The organism is Amycolatopsis sp. lyj-109 (genome assembly GCF_046548995.1).
Lineage (GTDB): Bacteria > Actinomycetota > Actinomycetes > Mycobacteriales > Pseudonocardiaceae > Amycolatopsis.
Window position 1 is genome coordinate 647,587 of record NZ_JAJPWR010000001.1, and the last position, 18,700, is coordinate 666,286.

At 74.2% G+C, this 18,700-nt stretch carries 8 protein-coding genes; 1 reads left to right on the forward strand and 7 read right to left on the reverse strand.

What is annotated here, in order from left to right; all coding sequences use genetic code 11:
• Window positions 1-79 precede the first annotated feature (79 nt).
• From ACLJQF_RS03055 to ACLJQF_RS03085, 7 genes are all read right to left on the reverse strand, one after another.
• Window positions 80-1,798 carry an ABC transporter ATP-binding protein gene (locus tag ACLJQF_RS03055; RefSeq protein ID WP_410606650.1) on the reverse strand — a complete coding sequence of 573 codons (1,719 nt, stop codon included), beginning with the start codon at window positions 1,796-1,798 and terminating at the stop codon, window positions 80-82.
• Window positions 1,795-3,465, reverse strand: coding sequence for an ABC transporter substrate-binding protein (locus ACLJQF_RS03060; protein ID WP_410606651.1), 1,671 nt, complete (start codon window positions 3,463-3,465; stop codon window positions 1,795-1,797). The genes ACLJQF_RS03055 and ACLJQF_RS03060 overlap by 4 nt, the downstream gene beginning before the upstream one ends.
• 10 nt (window positions 3,466-3,475) lie before the next feature.
• Window positions 3,476-4,471, reverse strand: coding sequence for an ABC transporter permease (locus ACLJQF_RS03065; RefSeq protein WP_410606652.1), 996 nt, complete (start codon window positions 4,469-4,471; stop codon window positions 3,476-3,478).
• Entirely contained in the window at window positions 4,471-5,394 is a 924-nt protein-coding gene (locus tag ACLJQF_RS03070; protein ID WP_410606653.1) for an ABC transporter permease, read from the reverse strand. The genes ACLJQF_RS03065 and ACLJQF_RS03070 overlap by 1 nt, the downstream gene beginning before the upstream one ends.
• Before the next feature lie 132 nt (window positions 5,395-5,526).
• A complete protein-coding gene (locus ACLJQF_RS03075) occupies window positions 5,527-6,462 on the reverse strand; it encodes a TIGR03564 family F420-dependent LLM class oxidoreductase (RefSeq protein WP_410606654.1) in 936 nt (311 codons plus the stop codon).
• 25 nt (window positions 6,463-6,487) lie between these two features.
• On the reverse strand, window positions 6,488-8,908 hold the full coding sequence (locus ACLJQF_RS03080) for a BTAD domain-containing putative transcriptional regulator (RefSeq protein ID WP_410606655.1): 2,421 nt from the start codon (window positions 8,906-8,908) through the stop codon (window positions 6,488-6,490).
• Window positions 8,909-9,035: 127 nt separating this feature from the next.
• Window positions 9,036-10,265, reverse strand: coding sequence for a pyridoxal-dependent decarboxylase, exosortase A system-associated (locus ACLJQF_RS03085; RefSeq protein WP_410606656.1), 1,230 nt, complete (start codon window positions 10,263-10,265; stop codon window positions 9,036-9,038).
• Between the two features lie 483 nt (window positions 10,266-10,748).
• On the opposite strand from ACLJQF_RS03085, the gene ACLJQF_RS03090 reads away from it, so the two are divergent.
• The gene (locus tag ACLJQF_RS03090) at window positions 10,749-18,686 is read left to right on the forward strand and encodes an SDR family NAD(P)-dependent oxidoreductase (RefSeq protein ID WP_410606657.1); all 7,938 of its coding nucleotides are present in this window, start codon (window positions 10,749-10,751) and stop codon (window positions 18,684-18,686) included.
• Window positions 18,687-18,700: the final 14 nt, after the last annotated feature.

Genomic DNA, 18,700 nt, shown 5'->3' on the forward strand with positions numbered 1-18,700 from the left:
GGCCTTGGTTGCGTCTGACGCACCCAAGGCGGCCTTCGGTGCGTCAGACGCACCGAAGGCCACATTGGGGCGCACCACCCTACTCGGAGCGAGCACTCCCCTCCGGGGCACTTTCACGTGAAAGTGCCCCGGAGGGGAGGGGAGGGGAAGCCGGGCGTAGCTGCCGCCAGGCTTCGCGGCGCCGGCGCTGTTCCTCCGGGTCGGCGACCGGCGCCGCCGACAGCAGGCGCTGCGTGTACGGGTGCGCAGGGGTGGTCAGGACCTCCTTGGCCGGGCCCTGTTCGACCACGTGCCCGCGGTACATCACCGCGACCCGGTCCGCGAGCTGTTCGATCACCGCCAGGTCGTGGCTGATGAACAGGCAAGCGAACCCGAACTCCTGCCGCAGGTCGCGCAGCAGGTCCAGGATCCGGGCCTGGATGGTGACGTCGAGCGCGCTCGTCGGCTCGTCGGCCACCAGCAGGTCCGGGCCCAGCGCCAGGGCCCGCGCGATGCACGCCCGCTGCCGCTGGCCGCCCGACAGCTCGTGCGGGTACCGCGAACTCAGCGACGGCGACAGCTGCACCGCCGAAAGCAGCTCCGCGACCCGGGTGTCCACTTCGGACCCGCGAGCCGCCCGGTGCAGCCGCAGCGGGGTCGCGACGCTCTCGCCCACCGTCGTCCGCGGGTTCAACGACGACAGCGGGTCCTGGAACACCACGCCGATCCGGCGGCGCAACGCCTTCGCCGCGCGGCCGCGGACCCGGGTGATGTCCGCGTCCCCGATGTGCACCGACCCGGCGGAAGGCGCAAGGAGACCCGTGACCGCCCGGGCCACCGTGCTCTTGCCCGAGCCGGACTCCCCGACCAGGCCGAGCACCTCGCCCGGTTCGACGTGCAGGTTCACCCCTTCGGCCGCCCGGACCGTGATCGCGCGGAAGCGGCCGCGGTAGGTGACCGACAGGTTCTCCACGCGCAGCAGCGGCGCCACGGCGGGGACGTCCGGGGCCGGCGCCGCCGCGGGCCGCGTCGTCACCGCGCTGCCGAGCGAGACGACCGAGCCGAGCAGCTGCCGCGTGTAGTCCTCGGCCGGTGCCGTGAAGATCGCCTCGACGGGCCCCTGCTCGACGACGAGCCCGTCGTGCATCACGACCACCCGGTCGGCGAGGTCGGCGACCACGCCCATGTCGTGCGTGATCAGCAGGATCGCCGTGCCCAGCCGGGCCCGGAGGTCCCGCAGCAGTTCGAGGATCTCCGCCTGCACGGTGACGTCCAGCGCGGTGGTCGGCTCGTCGGCGATCAGCAGCTTCGGCTCGTTCGCCACCGCCATCGCGATGACGACGCGCTGCAGCTGCCCGCCGGACAGCTCGTGCGGGTAGGACCGGAGCCGCTCGCGCGGGTCCGGCAGCCCGACCAGCGCAAGCAGCTCGATCGCCCGTTCCCGGGCGGCCCCGGCCGCGAGCGGCTGGTGCGTCCGGATCGCCTCGACGAGCTGGTCGCCGATGGTGAACACCGGGTTCAGCGCGCTCATCGGCTCCTGGAACACCATGCCGACCTCGCCGCCGCGGACCGCCCGCAGCTCGGCCGGGGTCATCGCGTAGAGGTCCCGCCCGGCCAGCTCCGCGCGGCCCGAAACACGGGCCGTGGGTGGGAGCAGGCCGAGCAGCGACATCGCGGTGACCGTCTTGCCGGAGCCGGACTCCCCGACCACCGCGACGACTTCGCCCGCGCGGACCTCGTAGCCGACCCCACGGACGGCTTCGACGTCCCCGAACGAGACCGCGACGTCGTGCAGCCGCAGGAGCCCGGCTCCGCTCACTGGACGATCCCGAACTTGCGGTAGTCGACGTAGGCCGGGAACCGCCCGATCTGCACGTCACCGACCTGCGACCCGTGCAGGAACGAGTTGCGGGTGTAGATCAGTGGCACGACCGGCGAGTCGGCGAGGATCTTCTTGTCCAGCGCCGCCCACTTCTTGCCCGCTTCGGCCGGGTCCACAGTGGCCTGTGCCTCGGCGATCAGCCGGTCGACCTCAGGGTTGTCGTACCGCGACTCGTTGACCCCGCCGTTGCCGATCTCGGTCGACTGGAACAGCGGCTGGATGTTCGCGTTGGCCGACGGGATGTCCGGCTGCCACGAGGTCAGCGTCAGGTCGTAGTCCGACAGGCCCTTGGTGTCCACTTCGGACGTGTAGGTGTCCTCGTCGAGCGGCTTGATGGAGACCTTGATGCCCGCCCGGGCCAAGGAGGCCTGGATCGCCGCGGCCTTCTCCGGGAAGCCGCGTTCGTTGTGGGTGGCCAGCACCAGCCCGTCGAGGCCGTTCGGGAAACCGGCCTCGGCCAGCAGCTGCTTGGCCTTCGCGACGTCACCGGACGGCGGCGCCGGATACAGGTCGTACTGCTCGCGGCCCTGCAGCCCCGGCGTGATGAGCGTGGTGGCGACGTCCCCGGCCAGCTGGGCGTTGCCGGCGCTGGCCACCTGGTAGGCGGCCTTGTCGACGGCGTACTGGAACGCCTGGCGCACCTTCGGGTTCTTCAGGTTGCCGCGCTGGGTGTTCAGCGAAAGGTAGGCCAGGGCTCCGGACTCCGACGTCACCAGGCGCGACTTCGCCGAGGCGTTGCCCTGGATCTGGGCCAGCTGCGCGGGCGAGGCGAACGACATGCCGAAGGCGGCGCGGTCCTTGCCCGTGTCGTCGACCAGCCGCTTGGAGATGACCCCGGTGTCCTGGCCGAGCTCGAAGTCGATGGTGTCCGGGTTGGCCAGGCGCGTCTTGTCCTCGTCGCGGCTCCAGTTCGGGTTGCGCGTCAGCTTCGCCGCCTTGCCGCGCTCGTAGCTCGCCAGCTGGTACGGGCCCGACGCGACCGGGTGGTCACCGTAGTTCGCCTCGGCGCCCTTGCCCTTCGGCACCGGCGAGAACGCCGGGGTGCTGGCGACCCAGTTGAAGTCGCCGTAGGCGCGGGCGAGGTGGAAGACGACGGTCTTCGCGTCCGGCGTCTGGATCGTGTCGAGGTCCTTGCCCTCGAACGGGCCCTTGTACGCCAGGCCCGGCGAGAGCAGGTCCTTGTGGTAGGCCAGGCCGCCGGAGAACGCGGGCGCGAACGAGCGCTCGAGGCCCCACTTCACGTCCTCGCTCTTGATCGGCGTGCCGTCGGCGTACTTCAGGCCGTCCTTGAGGGTGAACGTCCACGTCTTGCCGCCGTCGCTGGGCCGTCCGGTGTCGGTGGCCAGGTCGGGCACGATGGTGGTGTCCTTGCCCGGCGCGACGTCCCACGACGTCAGCCGCCGGTGGATCAGCCCGAGCGTGGTGACCACCAGGTTCGAGCTCTTCGCCGGGTCCCACGTGATCGAGGGTGCGTCGTTGAGCAGGACGAGGTTCCCGCCCGGCTTGACGGTGCCGCCCTGCGCGGCCGGTGTGTCGTTGGCGCCGCACGCCGTCAGCAGCGTGACGGCGGCGAGCACCCCCGCGGCGAACCCCAGCTGTTTCATCGTTTCCCCTTCAGACGAGGCGGGCTCGCGGATCGAGCGCGCCGTAGCAGAGATCGACCAGGAAGTTCAGGACCGTGACGAGCAGGGCCGAGAACAGCGTCACGCCGAGCAGTACCGGCAGGTTGAGCGACGCGATCGCGTCGACCAGCAGCCGCCCGACCCCGGCCATGCCGAAGATCCGCTCGGTGATCACGGTCCCGGCCAGCAGGGCGCCGAGGTCGACACCGAACACGGTGATCACCGGCAGCAGGACGTTGCGCAGCGCGTGCCGGCCCACGACCTTGCGTTCGGTGAGGCCCTTGGCCCGCGCGGTGCGGATGTAGTCCTCGCCGAGGGTTTCCAGCATCTGGCCGCGGGTGAGCCGGGCGTAGATGGCGGCGTGCAGGAAGGCCAGGACGAACCACGGCAGCACGAGGTGCCACGCCCACTGCGCGGGGTTCTCGGTCAGCGGCACGTACCCGTTCTTCGGGACGACGTCGAGGGCGAAGGCGAAGATCGTGATGCCGATCATCCCGGCCAGGTAGGCGGGCATCGACACGCCGGCCATCGCGGCGGCCATGGTGATCCGGTCGACGGCGGTGCCGCGGCGCAGCGCCGAAAGCACGCCGAGGCCGACCCCGAGGACGATCCAGATCGCCGCGGCGCCCAGCGCGACCGAGAAGCTGACCTCGATCCGGCCGCCGATTTCGGCGAGCACGTCGACGTTGTTCTGGAAGTCCCAGCCGAAGCACGGCGCCGTGCAGTGGATCGCCGCGGCCCCGGTGCCGAACGTGCGGCCACCGACGATCCCGCCGAGGAACTCGAAGAACTGCCCGTACCAGGGCACGTTGTAGCCCATGAACTCCCGCGCGAGCTGCAGTCCTTCCGGCGAGCACGGGCGGCCGCAGGCCATCCGGGCCGGGTCGGCGGGCAGGACGTAGAACACCACGAACGTCACGAACGTGACGACCAGCAGGACCAGGAGCATCCCGGCGAACCGGGTCGCGACGAAGCGGGCGGTGCGCATCAGGCCGCACCGCCCGAACGCGGGTCGAGCGCGTCGCGGATCGCGTCGCCGACGACGTTGAAGGCCAGCGTGATCAGGAACAGCAGCAGGCCGGGGAAGACGAGGTACATCGGGTCGGTCTCGAAGAAGTCGATGGCGGTGCTGATGGTGCGGCCCCAGCTGGGCGTCGGGGGCAGGACGCCGACGCCGAGGAACGACAGCGCGGCTTCGCTGCCGATCATCGACGGGATGGACAGGCTGGCGACGACGATGATCGGCGCCCACAGGTTGGGCAGCAGCTCCTTGGTGAAGACGTGCCACGGGCCGCCGCCGACGACCTTGGCCGCGGCGACGAAATCCCGCTTGGCCAGTGTCAGGGCCTGCGCCCGGACGATCCGGGCCACCCGCGGCCAGCCGAAGAGCCCGAGGACGACGATCAGCGTGACCTGCCGCGGGAAGTCGACCGGCAGGACGGCGCCGAGCGCGATCATGAAGATCAGGTAGGGGAAGCCGAGGATGACGTCGGCGGTCCAGGTCACCGAGCGGTCCCACCAGCCGCCGAGGTAGCCGGCGCTGACGCCGACCAGCACCCCGAGCGCGGTGGCGAGCACGGTGGCGCCGAGCCCGACGAGCAGCGACGTGCGCGCCCCGTGGACGACGAGCGCGAAGAGGTCGACGCCGGTCAGCGGTTCGACACCGAACCAGTGCGCGCCGCTCACCCCGCCGAGCGTCCCCGCCGGGAGGCCGGTCGGGCCCAGCGTCGAGATGTCCGGGACGAGGCTCCGCCCTTCGGCGAGGACGAAGAGATCGGCCCCGGCTGCGAGCAGCACGATGACGACGATCAGGACGGCGCAGACGGACGTCCACCGCCCGGACCGGACGGCACGCCAGACCGCGGCGGGCAAGGAGCGCGCCGCAAGCGGCGGCAGGGCAGGGGCGGACACAGCACCTTCAAGGTTCAGCCGATCGAGTGACGATCAGGGACCTTAGGCAGTTCGCGCGGTGATCGATCCACCGTCTCACGATGTGGAACGATACTTCCCGCCGGTGTCCGTTCAGTGGAATATCCCGGCCTGCTACCGCGCGGCGTTCAGTGCTCCCGCCAGCTGCCAGGTGCGCAGCCGTTCGCGGGCCGACCGCATGCCGGACTGGATCAGGACGATCTCCGTCGCCCCCGCGTCGAAGTACCGGCGCAGGCCCGCCTCGACCGTGCGCTCGTCGCCGATCAGGGCGAGGTCGGCCGCATGCGTGGCACCTTCGGCGTCGAGGATGCGGCGGTAGGACGGGATGTCGCCGTAGTAGCCCAGGTGGACCGCGGCGATCTGCCGGACCGGGTCGGCGTCGTCGGTCACCACCGCCGGGACGGCCGCGATCACCCGCGGTTCGGGCCGCCCGGCGTCGGCGGCGGCCTTGGTGAGCGCAGGCACGACGTGCTCGGCGAGCGCACGCGGGCCGGCCAGGAACGGGAGGGTGCCGTCGGCGAGCTCGCCGGCCACCCGCAGCGCCTGCCGGCCCATCGCGGCGACGACGATCGGGACCCCGCCACCCCCGGGGACGGCCGTGGGCAGGGGCGGGCAGGCGGTGAGGGTCTCGCCGTCGAACACCGGACGGCGGCCGTCGAAGACGTCGCGCAGGACGGTGAGGGATTCGCGCAGGGACGTGATCGGCGGCGGGTATTCGAAGCCGAACGCGGGTTCCAGCAGGCTTTGCACGCCGAGGCCCAGCCCGAGGGTGAACCGCCCGCCGGTCGCGGCCTGCGCGGTCTGCGCCTGGGCGGCGAGGTGCAGCGGGTGCCGCGGGTAGAGCGGGACGACGGCGGTACCGACGGCGATTCCGGGCACCTCACGCCCGGCGAGGGCGGCGAGGGTGAGGGCGTCGTGGTCGAAGAGCTGGGAAAACCAGACGGAGCGCAGGCCGGCCTCCGCGGCTTCGCGGGTCTGGGCGAGCAGTTCTTCGACACTGTTGGCGGCGCCGGACAGGTCGCCGGCGGGCAGGGCGGCACCGATGGTCATGGCGTTCCTCCGGGTGGGTGAGGGGTCAGGCTTCCTCGGGGTATTCCGACTCGCGACGCCACGAGATCGGACGCGGGCGGGGTAGGCGGCGGTGTCCCGCGCGGCCCGTCGACCGGGGTGTGCCATCCGGCTGGGCCCGGTCCGCCGCCAGCTCGTACTGGTTGCGCCCCAACGCGATCCGCGGGGACGCCGTGTGATTGCCCGGCCCCGGGTCCCCGGACGGCAACCCCGGCAGCACCGGCGAGGCCACCACCGCGGAGCGCGCGCGGTCGACCCCGGCCAGGACCTGCCGGACCAGCTCGTCCCAGCTCACGCCGCCCGCCTCTTCGCCGGCGGTGAGCGCCCGCGTGATGCGACCCGCGGCGTCGGCGAACCGGCTTTCGCGGACCGCCAGCTCGCCGAGGGAACGTTCGAGTGCGGCCTCGGCCCGCCGGTCGCCCGCCGAAACCACCTCGCGCAACGCCGTTTCGCCGCTCTCCCGCCAGTCCGCGTACCGGCCACGGGCCCCCGCCAGGTCGGCCACCGCCAGCGCCAGCTCCGCGCAGTACCCCGGCTCCCCCGCGTCGGCTGCTTGCCGCACCGCGGCCAGCAGCCCGGCGGACTCCCGGTCGTACCAGGTGCCCGGGTCGCCGAGGTCGGCGGCCACGGGTGTCCGCGGCACGTCGCCGGGCGCGACGCCACGGACCTCGTCCGTCAGGTACAGCCACGCACCGAAGAGCCGCCGGGCGGCCGCCGAACGCGCCGGAAGTGGTTGTGCCGCCAGGAGTTCCACCGCGAGCAGCCGGGTCAGCGACGGCAGCCGGCAGCGCGCCCCGGCGATGTCGACCAGCCGCGCGTCGACCAGCGACTCCAGCGCGTCGGCCGCTTCGGCCGGACCGGCGTCCGCCACTGCCGTGGCGACCCAGCCCGCCCAGCTGCCGGCGGGCAGCAAAGCCAGCCGCGCGAACAGGTCCCGCGCCGCCGGAGGCAGCTCCGCCAGGCCACGCCCGACGGCCGCACGGACGCCCGCGCCGAGCCGGCCGAGCCGGTCGCCCTCGGCCCGCAGCCGGGCCACCTCCTGGGCCAGCGTGCGCCCCGGCCGGGCCGCGACGTGGGTGGCCGCCGCCGTCACCGCGAGCGGGAGGCCGCCGCACAGCTCGACCAGCTCCACCGCGTCGGACAGCTCGGCCGTCACGCGGTCCTCGCCGACCAGTGCGGACAGCAGCTCGACCCCTTCCGCGCCGTCCAGGACGTCGAGCTCGGCCACCGCCACGCCCGGCAGGGACGGCACCCGGGCGTGGGTGGTGACGAGCAGCCGGCAGCCCCGGGCGTCCGCGACGAACGGCGTGACGCGTGCCAGGCTCGCGGCGTCCTCCAGCACGGTCAGGACGCGGCGCCCGGCGAGCACGCTGCGGTACAGCGCGGCGCGGCCGTCCAGCTCCTCGGGGATTTCCGCCGCGGGCACGCCGAGTGCGTGCAGGAACCGGGCCAGCACTTCGGCGGCGTCTTCCTCGGCGAGCCGTGCGTAGAGCACCCCGTCGGGGAACGCCGGCGCGGCGCGGTGCGCGGCTTCGGCCGCCACGGCGGACTTGCCCGCCCCGCCGCGTCCGGTGAGGACGGTGACCACCGCGGCGCCGGGGCCGTCGTCGGTGAGGCCGCGCCGCAGCCCGGCCAGCAGCCGTTCGTGCCCGGTGAAGTACGGCAGGCGCGCGGGCAGCATCCGCGGGACGGCGCGGACGCTCACCGGCGCCTCGCTCGAACCGGCGAGGATGTCCTGGTGCAGTTCGCGCAGCGCGGCGCCGGGCTCCAGGCCCAGTTCTTCGACGAAGCGGCGGCGCACGGCCCGGTACGCGGCGAGCGCCTCGACCCGGCGGCCGCACCGGTGCAGCGCGGTCATCAGTTGCAGCACGAACCGCTCGCGCAGCGGGTATTCCTCGGTCAGCACCGAGATCTCGCCGACGACTTCGCGGTGCAGGCCCAGCTCGAGCTCGGCGTCGAGGCAGTCCTCGAGCACTTCGACCCGCCGCTCGGCGATGCGGACCTGGTGGGCGCGCACGACGCCGCTGTCGATCCCGGTGAGCGGGTCGCCGCGCCACAGGGCGAGGGCTTCGCGGAACGCCGCGCGGGCCTCCTCCGGCCGCCGGGCGGCCCGGCCGCGGGCCACCAGCGTCTCGAACTCGTGCAGGTCCAGCTCGCCGGGCGCGAGGTCGAGGCAGTAGCCGCTGCCGCGCGCGGAGATCCGTTCGCCCAGCCCGGCTTTCGCCAGCGCCCGACGCAGGGCCGACACACAGGTCTGGACCTGCGCCCGGGCCGTCGTGGGCGGCGTGGCGCCCCACAGCGCGTCGAGCAGTGCCGCCAGCGGCACCACGCGGTTGCCGTTGAGCAGCAGCAGCGCGAGCACCACCTGCTGGCGGCGGGCGGTGACGACGACCGGCGCGTGGCCGCGGACCTGCAGCAGGCCGAGCACACGGAAACGGGGATCGGCTTCGTTTCGGGGGTTCCGGGTGGCGGAGCCCCCGGCTGTCACATCGGCGGCATGGAGCGCGGCGGCTCCGGGTGTCGGCACGGTGGTCTGCACGGTGTTCCCTCCGGGGTCAGACGAGGACTTCGGGCGGCGCCGGGTGCCCGAGGAAGGCGGTGGGGCTGGCGGTCAGGCCGTAGGCGCCGGCCTGGAAGATCGCGACCAGGTCGCCGATCGCCGCACCGGGTAGCGAAACCTTGTCGCCGAGGAGGTCGAGCGGGGTGCACAGGCAGCCGACCACCGTCACCGTCTCTTCGGGACCGCCGGGCGCGGATGCCAGGGCGAGCGGGTAGTTGCGGCGGATGGCCTGACCGAAGTTGCCGGAGGCGGCCAGCTGGTGGTGCAGGCCGCCGTCGACGACGAGGAACGTCGTGCCGCGGGAGACTTTCCGGTCGACGACGCGGGTGAGGTACACCCCGGCTTCCCCGACGAGGTAGCGGCCGAGCTCGATCACCACGCGTGCCTCGGGCAGTGCGGGCCGCAGCGAGACGTCCAGGAGCTTCGCCAGGTTCTCGCCGACCTCGTCGAGGTCCAGGGCCGTGTCGCGGGCGGTGTAGGGAATGCCGAAGCCGCCGCCGAGGTTCACCGACCGGACCGGGCCGGGGGCGGCCTCGGCGAGCTGCAGCACCAGGTCGACCGTGGCGCGCTGGGCTTCACAAAGGCTGTCGGCGCGCAGGTTCTGGGAGCCGGCGAAGATGTGGAAGCCCTGGAAATCGAGTCCCGCGGCGCCGACCTCGGCGAGCACGGCGGGTACCCGCTCGGCGTCGATGCCGAACTGCTGCGGGCCGCCGCCCAGGCGCATGCCGGACCCGCGCACAGCGAAGTCCGGGTTCACCCGCAGTGCCACGCGCGGGGTGAGGCCGAGGCGCTCGCCCGCCTCGCGTACGCGGGCCAGCTCGGTGGTGGACTCCAGTTCGACCGTGACGCCGGCGGCGACCGCGCGGGCCAGTTCGGCCGCGGTCTTGCCGGGTCCGGCGAAGCTGATCCGCTCCGGCGGCACGGTCGTGTCGAGCGCCTGCCGCAGTTCCCCGGCGGAGGCGACGTCGAGGCCGTCGACGAGGCCGCTGAGGTGGTGCAGCAGCGCGGGCATGGGGTTGGCCTTGACCGCGTAGCTCAGCTCGACCTCGTCGGGCAGTGCCGCCCGCACCCGCTCGACGCGGGTTGTGACGAGCGAACGGTCGTAGGCGAAGAAGGGAGTGGTGCCGACCCGCGCCGCGAGCCGGTCCACGGGCACGCCGCCCACGGTGAGCACACCGTCGGCGCGGCCGAACGGCGCCGCCGCGGCTTCCGTCGTGTTCGCCATCGCTTTCCTTTTCTTCGAGCACCGGAAATGAATATCGGAAAGGACGCCTCGGACACTTCCTCGGCGGCACGGGACCACTGAAGCAACTACCCACCCACCCGGACATGGGTAGTCCTCACCCAGATTCGGCGGCCGGGTGGGGATGGGGGCACCCAGGTGTACCTGCCGTGTCCGGCCGGTCACTCCGGTGACATCAACCGGTTCGGATCGGACAGTCGTTTCCGCAGGTCAGAGCAATTGACCACACCGTTCGGCGCAGTCACCCACCCCCGCTGCTCCAGCCGGGTGGCACGCTCCGGTGGCAGCTTCCTGCCGTCGTCTGCCTGCCACCGCCGACGCCGGAAACACCCCTTGACGAACGGGGTGCGCAGCCCGCACGATCGGAATCCACCGGCGCCACCCGGAAATTCCCGGGAACCGGTGCAATTCGGACAGCACCACGCATTCCCCGATTTCCGGATCCCTTCCGACGATGGGTGAACTATGTCTTCCCTGCCTGCTCCCGGTGAGCCGATCGCGGTGGTCGGCATGTCCTGCCGGCTGCCCGGCGCCGCCGGTCCGGCGCTGCTGCGCCGGCTGCTGGCCGAGGGCCGCGAGGCCGTCGGCGAGGTTCCGCCGGGCCGGTGGACGGACGGCGACGGCGCCGGGCGCGGCGGCTTCGTGTCCGATGTGGACGGTTTCGACGCGCCCTTCTTCGGTGTCTCCCCGCGCGAGGCCGCGGCGATGGACCCGCAGCAGCGGCTGGTGCTGGAGCTGGCCTGGGAGGCCTGCGAGGACGCCCGGATCGCGCCCGGCACGCTGCGCGGCAGCGGCACCGCCGTCGTGGTCGGCGCGATCGCCGTCGACTACGCGCTGCTGCACGACCGCCTCGGCGCCGGGCCGCACACGCTCACCGGCACCCACCGCAGCCTCATCGCGAACCGCGTCTCCTACCTGCTCGGCCTGCGCGGCCCGAGCCTGACCGTCGATTCGGGCCAGTCGTCGTCGCTGGTGGCGGTGCACCTGGCGGCCGAGCAGCTGCGCCGCGGCACCGCGGCCGTCGCGCTCGCCGGCGGGGTGAACCTCAACCTCCTGCACGCGGGCACCGAGACCGTCGACCGCTTCGGCGCCTTGTCCCCGCAGGGCCGCTGCCACACCTTCGACAGCCGTGCCGACGGGTACGTCCGCGGCGAGGGCGGCGGCCTGGTCGTGCTCAAGCCGCTGAGCGCCGCGCTGGCGGACGGCGACCGCGTCCACGCGGTCCTGCTGGGCGGCGCGGTGAACAACGACGGCGGCGGTGACGGCCTCACCGTGCCGCGGGCCGGGGCGCAGACCGAGGTGATCCGGCTGGCCTGCGCCGACGCCGGAGTCGCGCCGGCCGACGTCCAGTACGTCGAGCTGCACGGCACCGGCACGCCGGTCGGCGACCCGATCGAGGCCGCCGCGCTCGGCGCCGCGTTCGCCGGGGGGCGCCCGGAGCCGCTGCCGGTCGGCTCGGTGAAGACCGTCGTCGGCCACCTGGAAGGCGCCGCCGGCATCGCCGGGCTGCTGAAAGTCCTGGTGTGCCTGCGGGAACGCCGGCTCACCCCCAGCCTGAACTTCGCCACGCCGAACCCGGCCATCCCGTTCGAGACGCTGAACCTCGAGGTGGTGCGCGAGGCCCGCGAGTGGCCGCGGCCGCACGACCGGCTCGTCGCCGGCGTCAGCTCGTTCGGCGTCGGCGGCACCAACTGCCACCTCGTCGTGGCCGAAGCCCCGGCGGTCCCCCGGCCCGAGCACGTCGCTGCCGAGGACGTCCCGCTGGTCCTCTCGGCCCGGTCGGCCGCCGCCCTGCCGGCCCAGGCCCGCGCGCTGGCCGGCCACCTCGCCGAGCACCCGGACCTCGCCCACGGCGACGTCGCCCGCTCGCTCCTGCGCACCCGGGACCTCTTCGAGCACCGCGCGGTCGTCTTCGACGACCTCGCGTCGCTGGCCGTCGGCACGCCCTCGGAGCACGTCGTGACCGGGCGGACCGTCGACGGCGCCGACGTGCTCGTGTTCCCCGGGCAGGGTTCGCAGTGGCCGGAGATGGCCCGCGCGCTGCTGCGCGACTCACCCGTGTTCGCCCGCCGGCTGGCGGAGTGCTCGGCCGCGCTCGCGGAGTTCGTGGACTACGACCTGCTCGACGAGCTGCGTGCCGGGACCGCCGACCTCGGCCGCGTCGACGTCGTCCAGCCCGCGCTCTGGGCCGTCATGGTGTCGCTGGCGGAGGTCTGGCGCGACGCCGGGCTCACGCCGTCGGTCGTGGTCGGGCATTCCCAGGGCGAGATCGCCGCCGCCACCGCGATCGGCGCGCTGTCGCTGTCCGACGGCGCCCGCGTGGTCGCCTTGCGCAGCCGGGCGATCGCCGGGATGCCGCGCGGTGGCGGGATGATGTCGGCCGGCGCGTCGGAGGACACGGTCCGTCCGCTGCTGCCCGCCGGGGTGTCGGTGGCCGCGGTGAACGGCACCCGGTCCGTGGTGCTGTCCGGGCCGGCCGACGCGCTGGCAGCGCTGCACACCACGCTCACCGGGGCCGGGTACCGCGCGAAGATCCTGCCGGTCGACTACGCGTCGCACTCGGCGGCCGTGGACCCGTTGCGGGACGAGATCCTGCGGCTGCTGGAGCCGGTGCGTCCGGTGTCCGCTTCGGTCACGTTCGTCTCGGCGCTCACCGGCGAGCCGTTCGACACCGCGGGGCTCGACGCCGGCTACTGGTTCGAAAGCCTGCGGCGCCCGGTCCGGTTCGCCGACGCGACCGCAGGCGCGTTGGCCGCCGGTGGCGCGCGGTTCGTCGAGTGCAGCCCGCACCCGGTGCTGCTCGGCAGCATCGAGGAGACCGCCGAAGCCGAGGACCGCCCCGTGGCCGTGATCGGCACGCTCCGGCGGGACGACGGCGGCGGCGACCGGCTGCGGCGCAGCCTCGCCGCGGCGTTCGCCGCCGGGGCCGGGGTGCGGTGGGACGTGCCCGGGGAGCGGCTGGTGGACCTGCCGACGTATGCGTTCCAGCGGACCCGCTACTGGCTCGGTGAAGAGGTCGCCGCCACGCCCGTCGCCGTCGATCCCACGCGGGTGGCGGACCTGGTGCTCGTCACGGCCGCGGCCGTCCTTGGGCACGCCGACGCGAACGGCATCGACCCCGCGAGCACGTTCAAGGACCTCGGCTTCGACTCGGTGAGCGTGGTCGAGCTGCGCACGCGGCTGCAGGCCGCCACCGGGCGCAAGCTGCCGACCACGCTCCTGTTCGACTTCCCCACCCCCGCCCACCTCGTCGCCCACCTGCGTGCCCTGCCGCGGCTCGTCGTGAGTGGTAATTCGGGTTCTAACCCGAATTACCACTCACGACCAGCTACGGCAGACCTGGGTCAGGACGATCCGATCGCGATCGTCGCGATGGGCTGCCGCTTCCCCGGCGGCATCACCTCCCCCGCCGAGCTGTGGGACCTGGTCGCCGCCGGCGGCGAGGCCGTCACCGAGCTGCCCGCGAACCGCGGCTGGGACCTCGACACCCTCCTCGGCGACGCGGCCGGGCCCGGCTCGTGCGCCACCCGCTTCGGCGGCTTCCTGCACGACGCCGACCGGTTCGACCCGGCGTTCTTCGGCCTGAGCCCCCGCGAGGCACTGGCCATGGACCCGCAGCAGCGGGTGCTGCTGGAAATCAGCCACGAGGCGATCGAGCGCGCCGGGCTCGAGCCGGGCGCGCTCGAAGGGACCGACACCGGCGTGTTCGTCGGCGCGATGGCCATGGACTACGGCCCGCGGCTGCACGAGCCGACCGGGCTCGTCGACGGCCACCGCCTCACCGGCACCTCGCCGAGCGTCGCATCGGGCCGGATCGCCTACACCTACGGCCTGCGCGGGCCCGCGCTCACCGTCGACACCGCGTGCTCGTCGTCGCTGGTCGCGATCCAGCTGGCCGCCGACGCGCTGCACCGCGGCGACTGCTCGCTCGCCCTCGCCGGCGGCGTCACCGTGATGTCCGCGCCCGGCAACCTCGTGGACTTCACGCGCCAGAACGGCCTTTCCGCCGACGGCCGCGCGAAGGCGTTCTCCGCGGACGCCGACGGCACGGCCTTCGCCGAGGGTGCCGGGATGCTCGTGCTGGAGCGCCTGTCGGACGCCCGCCGCCACAGCCACCCGGTGCTGGCGCTGCTGCGCGGCGGCGCAACCGGCTCCGACGGGGCCAGCAACGGCCTCACTGCACCCAACGGCCAGGCCCAGCAGCAGGTCATCCGCCGCGCGCTCGGCGCCGCCGGACTGTCCACACAGGACGTCGACGTGGTCGAGGCGCACGGCACCGGCACCGCGCTGGGTGACCCGATCGAGGCGCACGCACTGCTGGCCACCTACGGGCAGGACCGCGAAACGCCGCTGTGGCTCGGGTCCTTGAAGTCCAACATCGGCCACACCCAGGCCGCGGCCGGGGTCGCGGGCGTGATCAAGATGGTCGAGGCGTTGCGGCACGAGACGATCCCGCGCACGCTGCACGCCGACGAGCCGAGCCGGCACGTGGACTGGGCGAGCGGCCGGGTCGAGGTGCTGTCGGCCGCCCAGTCGTGGCCCGACCACGGCCGTCCGCGCCGCGCCGCGGTGTCGAGCTTCGGGATCAGCGGGACCAACGCGCACATCGTGCTGGAAGCCGTGCCCGCCGGAACACTGCCCGCGGCAGACGGCAACGGCGCCACCACCGCCCCGCTCGTCTGGACCGTGCACGCCCACACCGACGCCGCCCTCCGGGCCCAGGCCACCCGGCTGCGCGCCTACGCCGAAACCGCGTCCGACGAGGACGTCACCGCCACGGCGGCGCTGCTCGCCCGCCGCCGTCCCGGGACCTGCCGCGCGGTCGTCGTCGCCGAAGACCGGGCCGAACTCGTGGCGGCCCTGAGTGCCCTCGCCGACGGCGCTCCGCACCCCGCGCTCGTGACCGGCACCGCGGCGGGCGACCTGAAACCCGTCTTCGTCTTCCCCGGCCAGGGCGCGCAGTGGCCGGGGATGGCCGCCGAACTGCTCGCCGCGGACGCGGAGTTCGCGCGGCTGCTCACCGACGCCGCCGAGGCACTCCGCCCGCACACGGGCTGGTCGGTGCTCGACGTGCTCACCGGCGCCGGCGGCGCGCCGGACCTGGAGGGGACCGAGGTCGTGCAGCCGGTGCTGTTCGCCGTCATGGTCGCCCTCGCCGGACTGTGGCAGGCCGCCGGGGTCGCTCCGGCCGCGGTGGTCGGCCACTCCCAAGGCGAACTGGCCGCGGCCGTCGTCGCCGGGGCGCTGCCGCTCGCCGACGCCGCCCGGATCATCGCCGTCCGCAGCAGGCTCCTCACCGCCGAACTGGACGGCACCGGCGGCATCCTCGCCGTCGGCCTGCCGGTGGCGCAGGTGCGGGAGCGCCTGGAACCGTGGGAAGGACGCCTGTGGCCGGCCGTGGACAACGGCCCGGCCGGCACCGTGGTCGGCGGCGAACTGGCCGCCATCGAGGAGTTCGCGGCCGCCTGTGCCGACGTCCAGATCCGGCGCACACCGGTGGCCTACGCCGCGCACACCCCGCACGTCGAGGCGGTCCGCGACGCCCTGCTCGCCGAGATCGGCGAGCTGGCCCCCGCCGACACCGCGACCACGATCTGCTCCTCCTGCACCGGCGGCTTCCTGCCGGGCTCCGAGCTGACCGCGGGCTACTGGTACCGCAACCTGGCCGAGCCGGTCCGCTTCGACGCCGCCGTGCGCGCCTTCGCCGACTACCGGCGGCCGCTGTTCGTCGAGGTCAGCCCGCACCCCATCCTCGCCGGGGCGGTGCAGGAGATCCTCGCCGACGCGGGCATCGACGGCACCGCCGTGGGCACGCTGCGCCGCGGGGAAGGCGGGCACCGCCGGTTCCTGCTCGCCCTAGCCGCCGCGTACGTGCGGGGCGCGACGGTTGACTGGCCGCGGCTGCTCGGCCCGGTCACCCGCCACCCGGACGTGCCGACCTCGGCGTTCGACCGGCAGCGGTACTGGCTCACCGACCGCTCCGGCGGCCTGCTCGGGGCCGCCACGCCGGTCGCCGACGGCGACGGCCTGGTCGCCACCGGGCGGCTCTCGCTGACCTCGCTGCCGTGGCTGGCCGGGCACGCCGTCCGCGGCACGGTCCTGTTCCCGGGCACCGGGTTCGCCGAGCTGGCCCTGGAAGCGGCGGCCGCCGCCGGGTGCGGGAGCGTCGAAGACCTCACCCTCGAAGCGCCGCTGACGCTGCCCGCGTCGGGCGCCGTCGAGGTCCAGGTCGGCCTCGGTGGCGCGGACGACCACGGCCGGCGCCCGCTGACCGTCCACACGCGACTCGACGACGGGCCGTGGACCCGGCACGCGACCGGCACGGTGAGCCCCTCGCAACCGTCCGCCACGCCCCTGATCCTCTGGCCGCCCGCCGGGGCGGAGCCGGTCGACCTCGACGGCGCCTACGCACGGCTCGCCGGACGCGGGTACGAGTACGGCCCGTCGTTCCAGGGCCTCACCGCGCTGTGGCGCGACGGCGACGACCGGTACGTCGAGGTGGCGCTGCCCGCCGAAGGCGAGTTCACCGCCCACCCCGCGGTGCTCGACGCCGTGCTGCACGCGCTCGTGCTCGACAGCACCGAACTGCTGCTCCCGTTCTCCTTCGGCGGACTGCGGGTCACCTCGCCCCTGCCGGGTTCGGTGCGGGCCCGGCTGTCCGGCTCGGCGACGACCGGCGTCGAAGTCACCCTCTACGACACCGCCGGCACCCCGCTCGGCAGCGTCGAGTCACTGCTGCTGCGGCCCGCTTTGCAGGCCGTCGCCGCCGCGGAGCTCTACCGCGTCGAATGGACGCCGGCCACGGTGGGTGGCGGTACCGACCGGGCGTGGACGGTGATCGGCACGGAGCTGCCGGCGGTCGTCCCGCCCGTCGTGCTCACCACCGCGCACGAGCTGCCCGCCGTGCTGGACCTCCTGCAGCGCTGGCTGCTCGACGAGCGCTGCGACGGCTCGAAGCTGGTGTTCCTGCAGGACCCGGGCTCGCCCGACGGTGCGCCGGTGTGGGGCCTGGTGCGCTCGGCGATCGCCGAGCACCCCGGCCGCTTCGTCCTCGCGGGTGCCCGGCCCGGCGCGCCCCTGGCCGCGGCGCTCGACGCCGGGGAGCCGCAGTTCGCCGTGCGCGACGGCGCGGTGCTGGTGCCCCGGCTGGCGCGGTACGCCGCCGAACCCTCCACAGTGGACTTCGGCACCGGCACGGTGCTGGTGACCGGCGGCACGGGCGGGCTCGGTGCCCTGGTCGCCGAGCGGCTGGTGACCGCGCACGGCGTCCGTGACCTGCTGCTGGTCTCGCGCCGCGGCGGTGACGTCCCGGCGCGGCTGGCCGGGCTGGCTGCCCGCGTCCGCGTGGTCGCGGCCGACGTCGCCGATCGCGCCGCGCTGACGGCGCTCCTGGCCGGCGAGACGCTCACCGGAGTGGTGCACGCTGCCGGGGTCCTCGACGACTCGACCCTCACCGGGCTCACCCGGGCGCAGCTGGACACCGTGCTGCGGCCCAAGCGCGACGCCGCCTGGCTGCTGCACGAGCTCACCGAAGACGAGCCCCTCGCCGCGTTCGTGCTGTTCTCGTCGGTCGCCGGGGTACTGGGCAACCGGGGGCAGGCGAACTACGCCGCCGCGAACGCGTCCCTCGACGCGCTGGCGGAGTACCGGGCGGCGCGCGGGCTGCCGGGTGTGTCGATCGCGTGGGGCCTGTGGGACACGGCCACCGGCATGACCGCCGCGATGACCGACACGGATCGCGCGCGGCTGACCGGCGTCCGGCCACTCACCGAAGCGCAGGGGCTCGCCGCGTTCGACGCCGCACTCGGGCTGTCCGGCACGGTGGTGGCGTCCGGCTGGGACACCGCGGCCCTGCGGGCGGCCGACGAAATCCCCGCTGTCCTGCGGAATCTCGTGCCTGCGCGGCGCGCCCGCATTGCCGAGTCCGCCCCGGTTTCCGCCGGCTTGGCCGGGCAGCTCGCCGGGCTGGACTCCGAGACCGCGGCCGCGACGGTGACCGGATTCGTCCGCACCGAGGTCGCCACGGCGCTCGGGCACCGGTCGCCGGCGTCGGTCGAGGTGGCGAAGCCGTTCAGCGAACTGGGCATCGACTCGCTGACGTCGGTGGAGCTGCGCAACCGCATCGGGGCCGGGACCGGCCTGCGGCTGCCCGCGTCCCTGCTGTTCAACCACCCGACCGTCGAACTGCTGGCCGCGCACCTGCTCGGCGAGCTGCTCCCCCCGCCGCCGGACCCCGTGCAGCGGCTGCGCGAGGCCCTCGGCGAAGTCCTGCCGGACGCGGGCGCCGAGGACCGCGGCCGCCTGGCGGACGTGCTGCGGGAAGCGCTGGACGGGCTCGGCGTGTCGTCGGTTCTCGACCTCGCTTCGGACGACGAGCTCTTCGCCTTCATCGACAAGCAGTGACCTTTGCGAACGGA

What these genes read in the sequence shown, in the direction of transcription:
- ACLJQF_RS03060 (WP_410606651.1), bottom strand. Translation starts at nt 3,465, where the DNA reads ATGAAACAGCTGGGGTTCGCCGCGGGGGTGCTCGCCGCCGTCACGCTG.
- ACLJQF_RS03065 (WP_410606652.1), bottom strand. Translation starts at nt 4,471, where the DNA reads ATGCGCACCGCCCGCTTCGTCGCGACCCGGTTCGCCGGGATGCTCCTG.
- ACLJQF_RS03075 (WP_410606654.1), bottom strand. Translation starts at nt 6,462, where the DNA reads ATGACCATCGGTGCCGCCCTGCCCGCCGGCGACCTGTCCGGCGCCGCC.
- ACLJQF_RS03085 (WP_410606656.1), bottom strand. Translation starts at nt 10,265, where the DNA reads ATGGCGAACACGACGGAAGCCGCGGCGGCGCCGTTCGGCCGCGCCGAC.
- ACLJQF_RS03090 (WP_410606657.1), top strand. Translation starts at nt 10,749, where the DNA reads ATGTCTTCCCTGCCTGCTCCCGGTGAGCCGATCGCGGTGGTCGGCATG.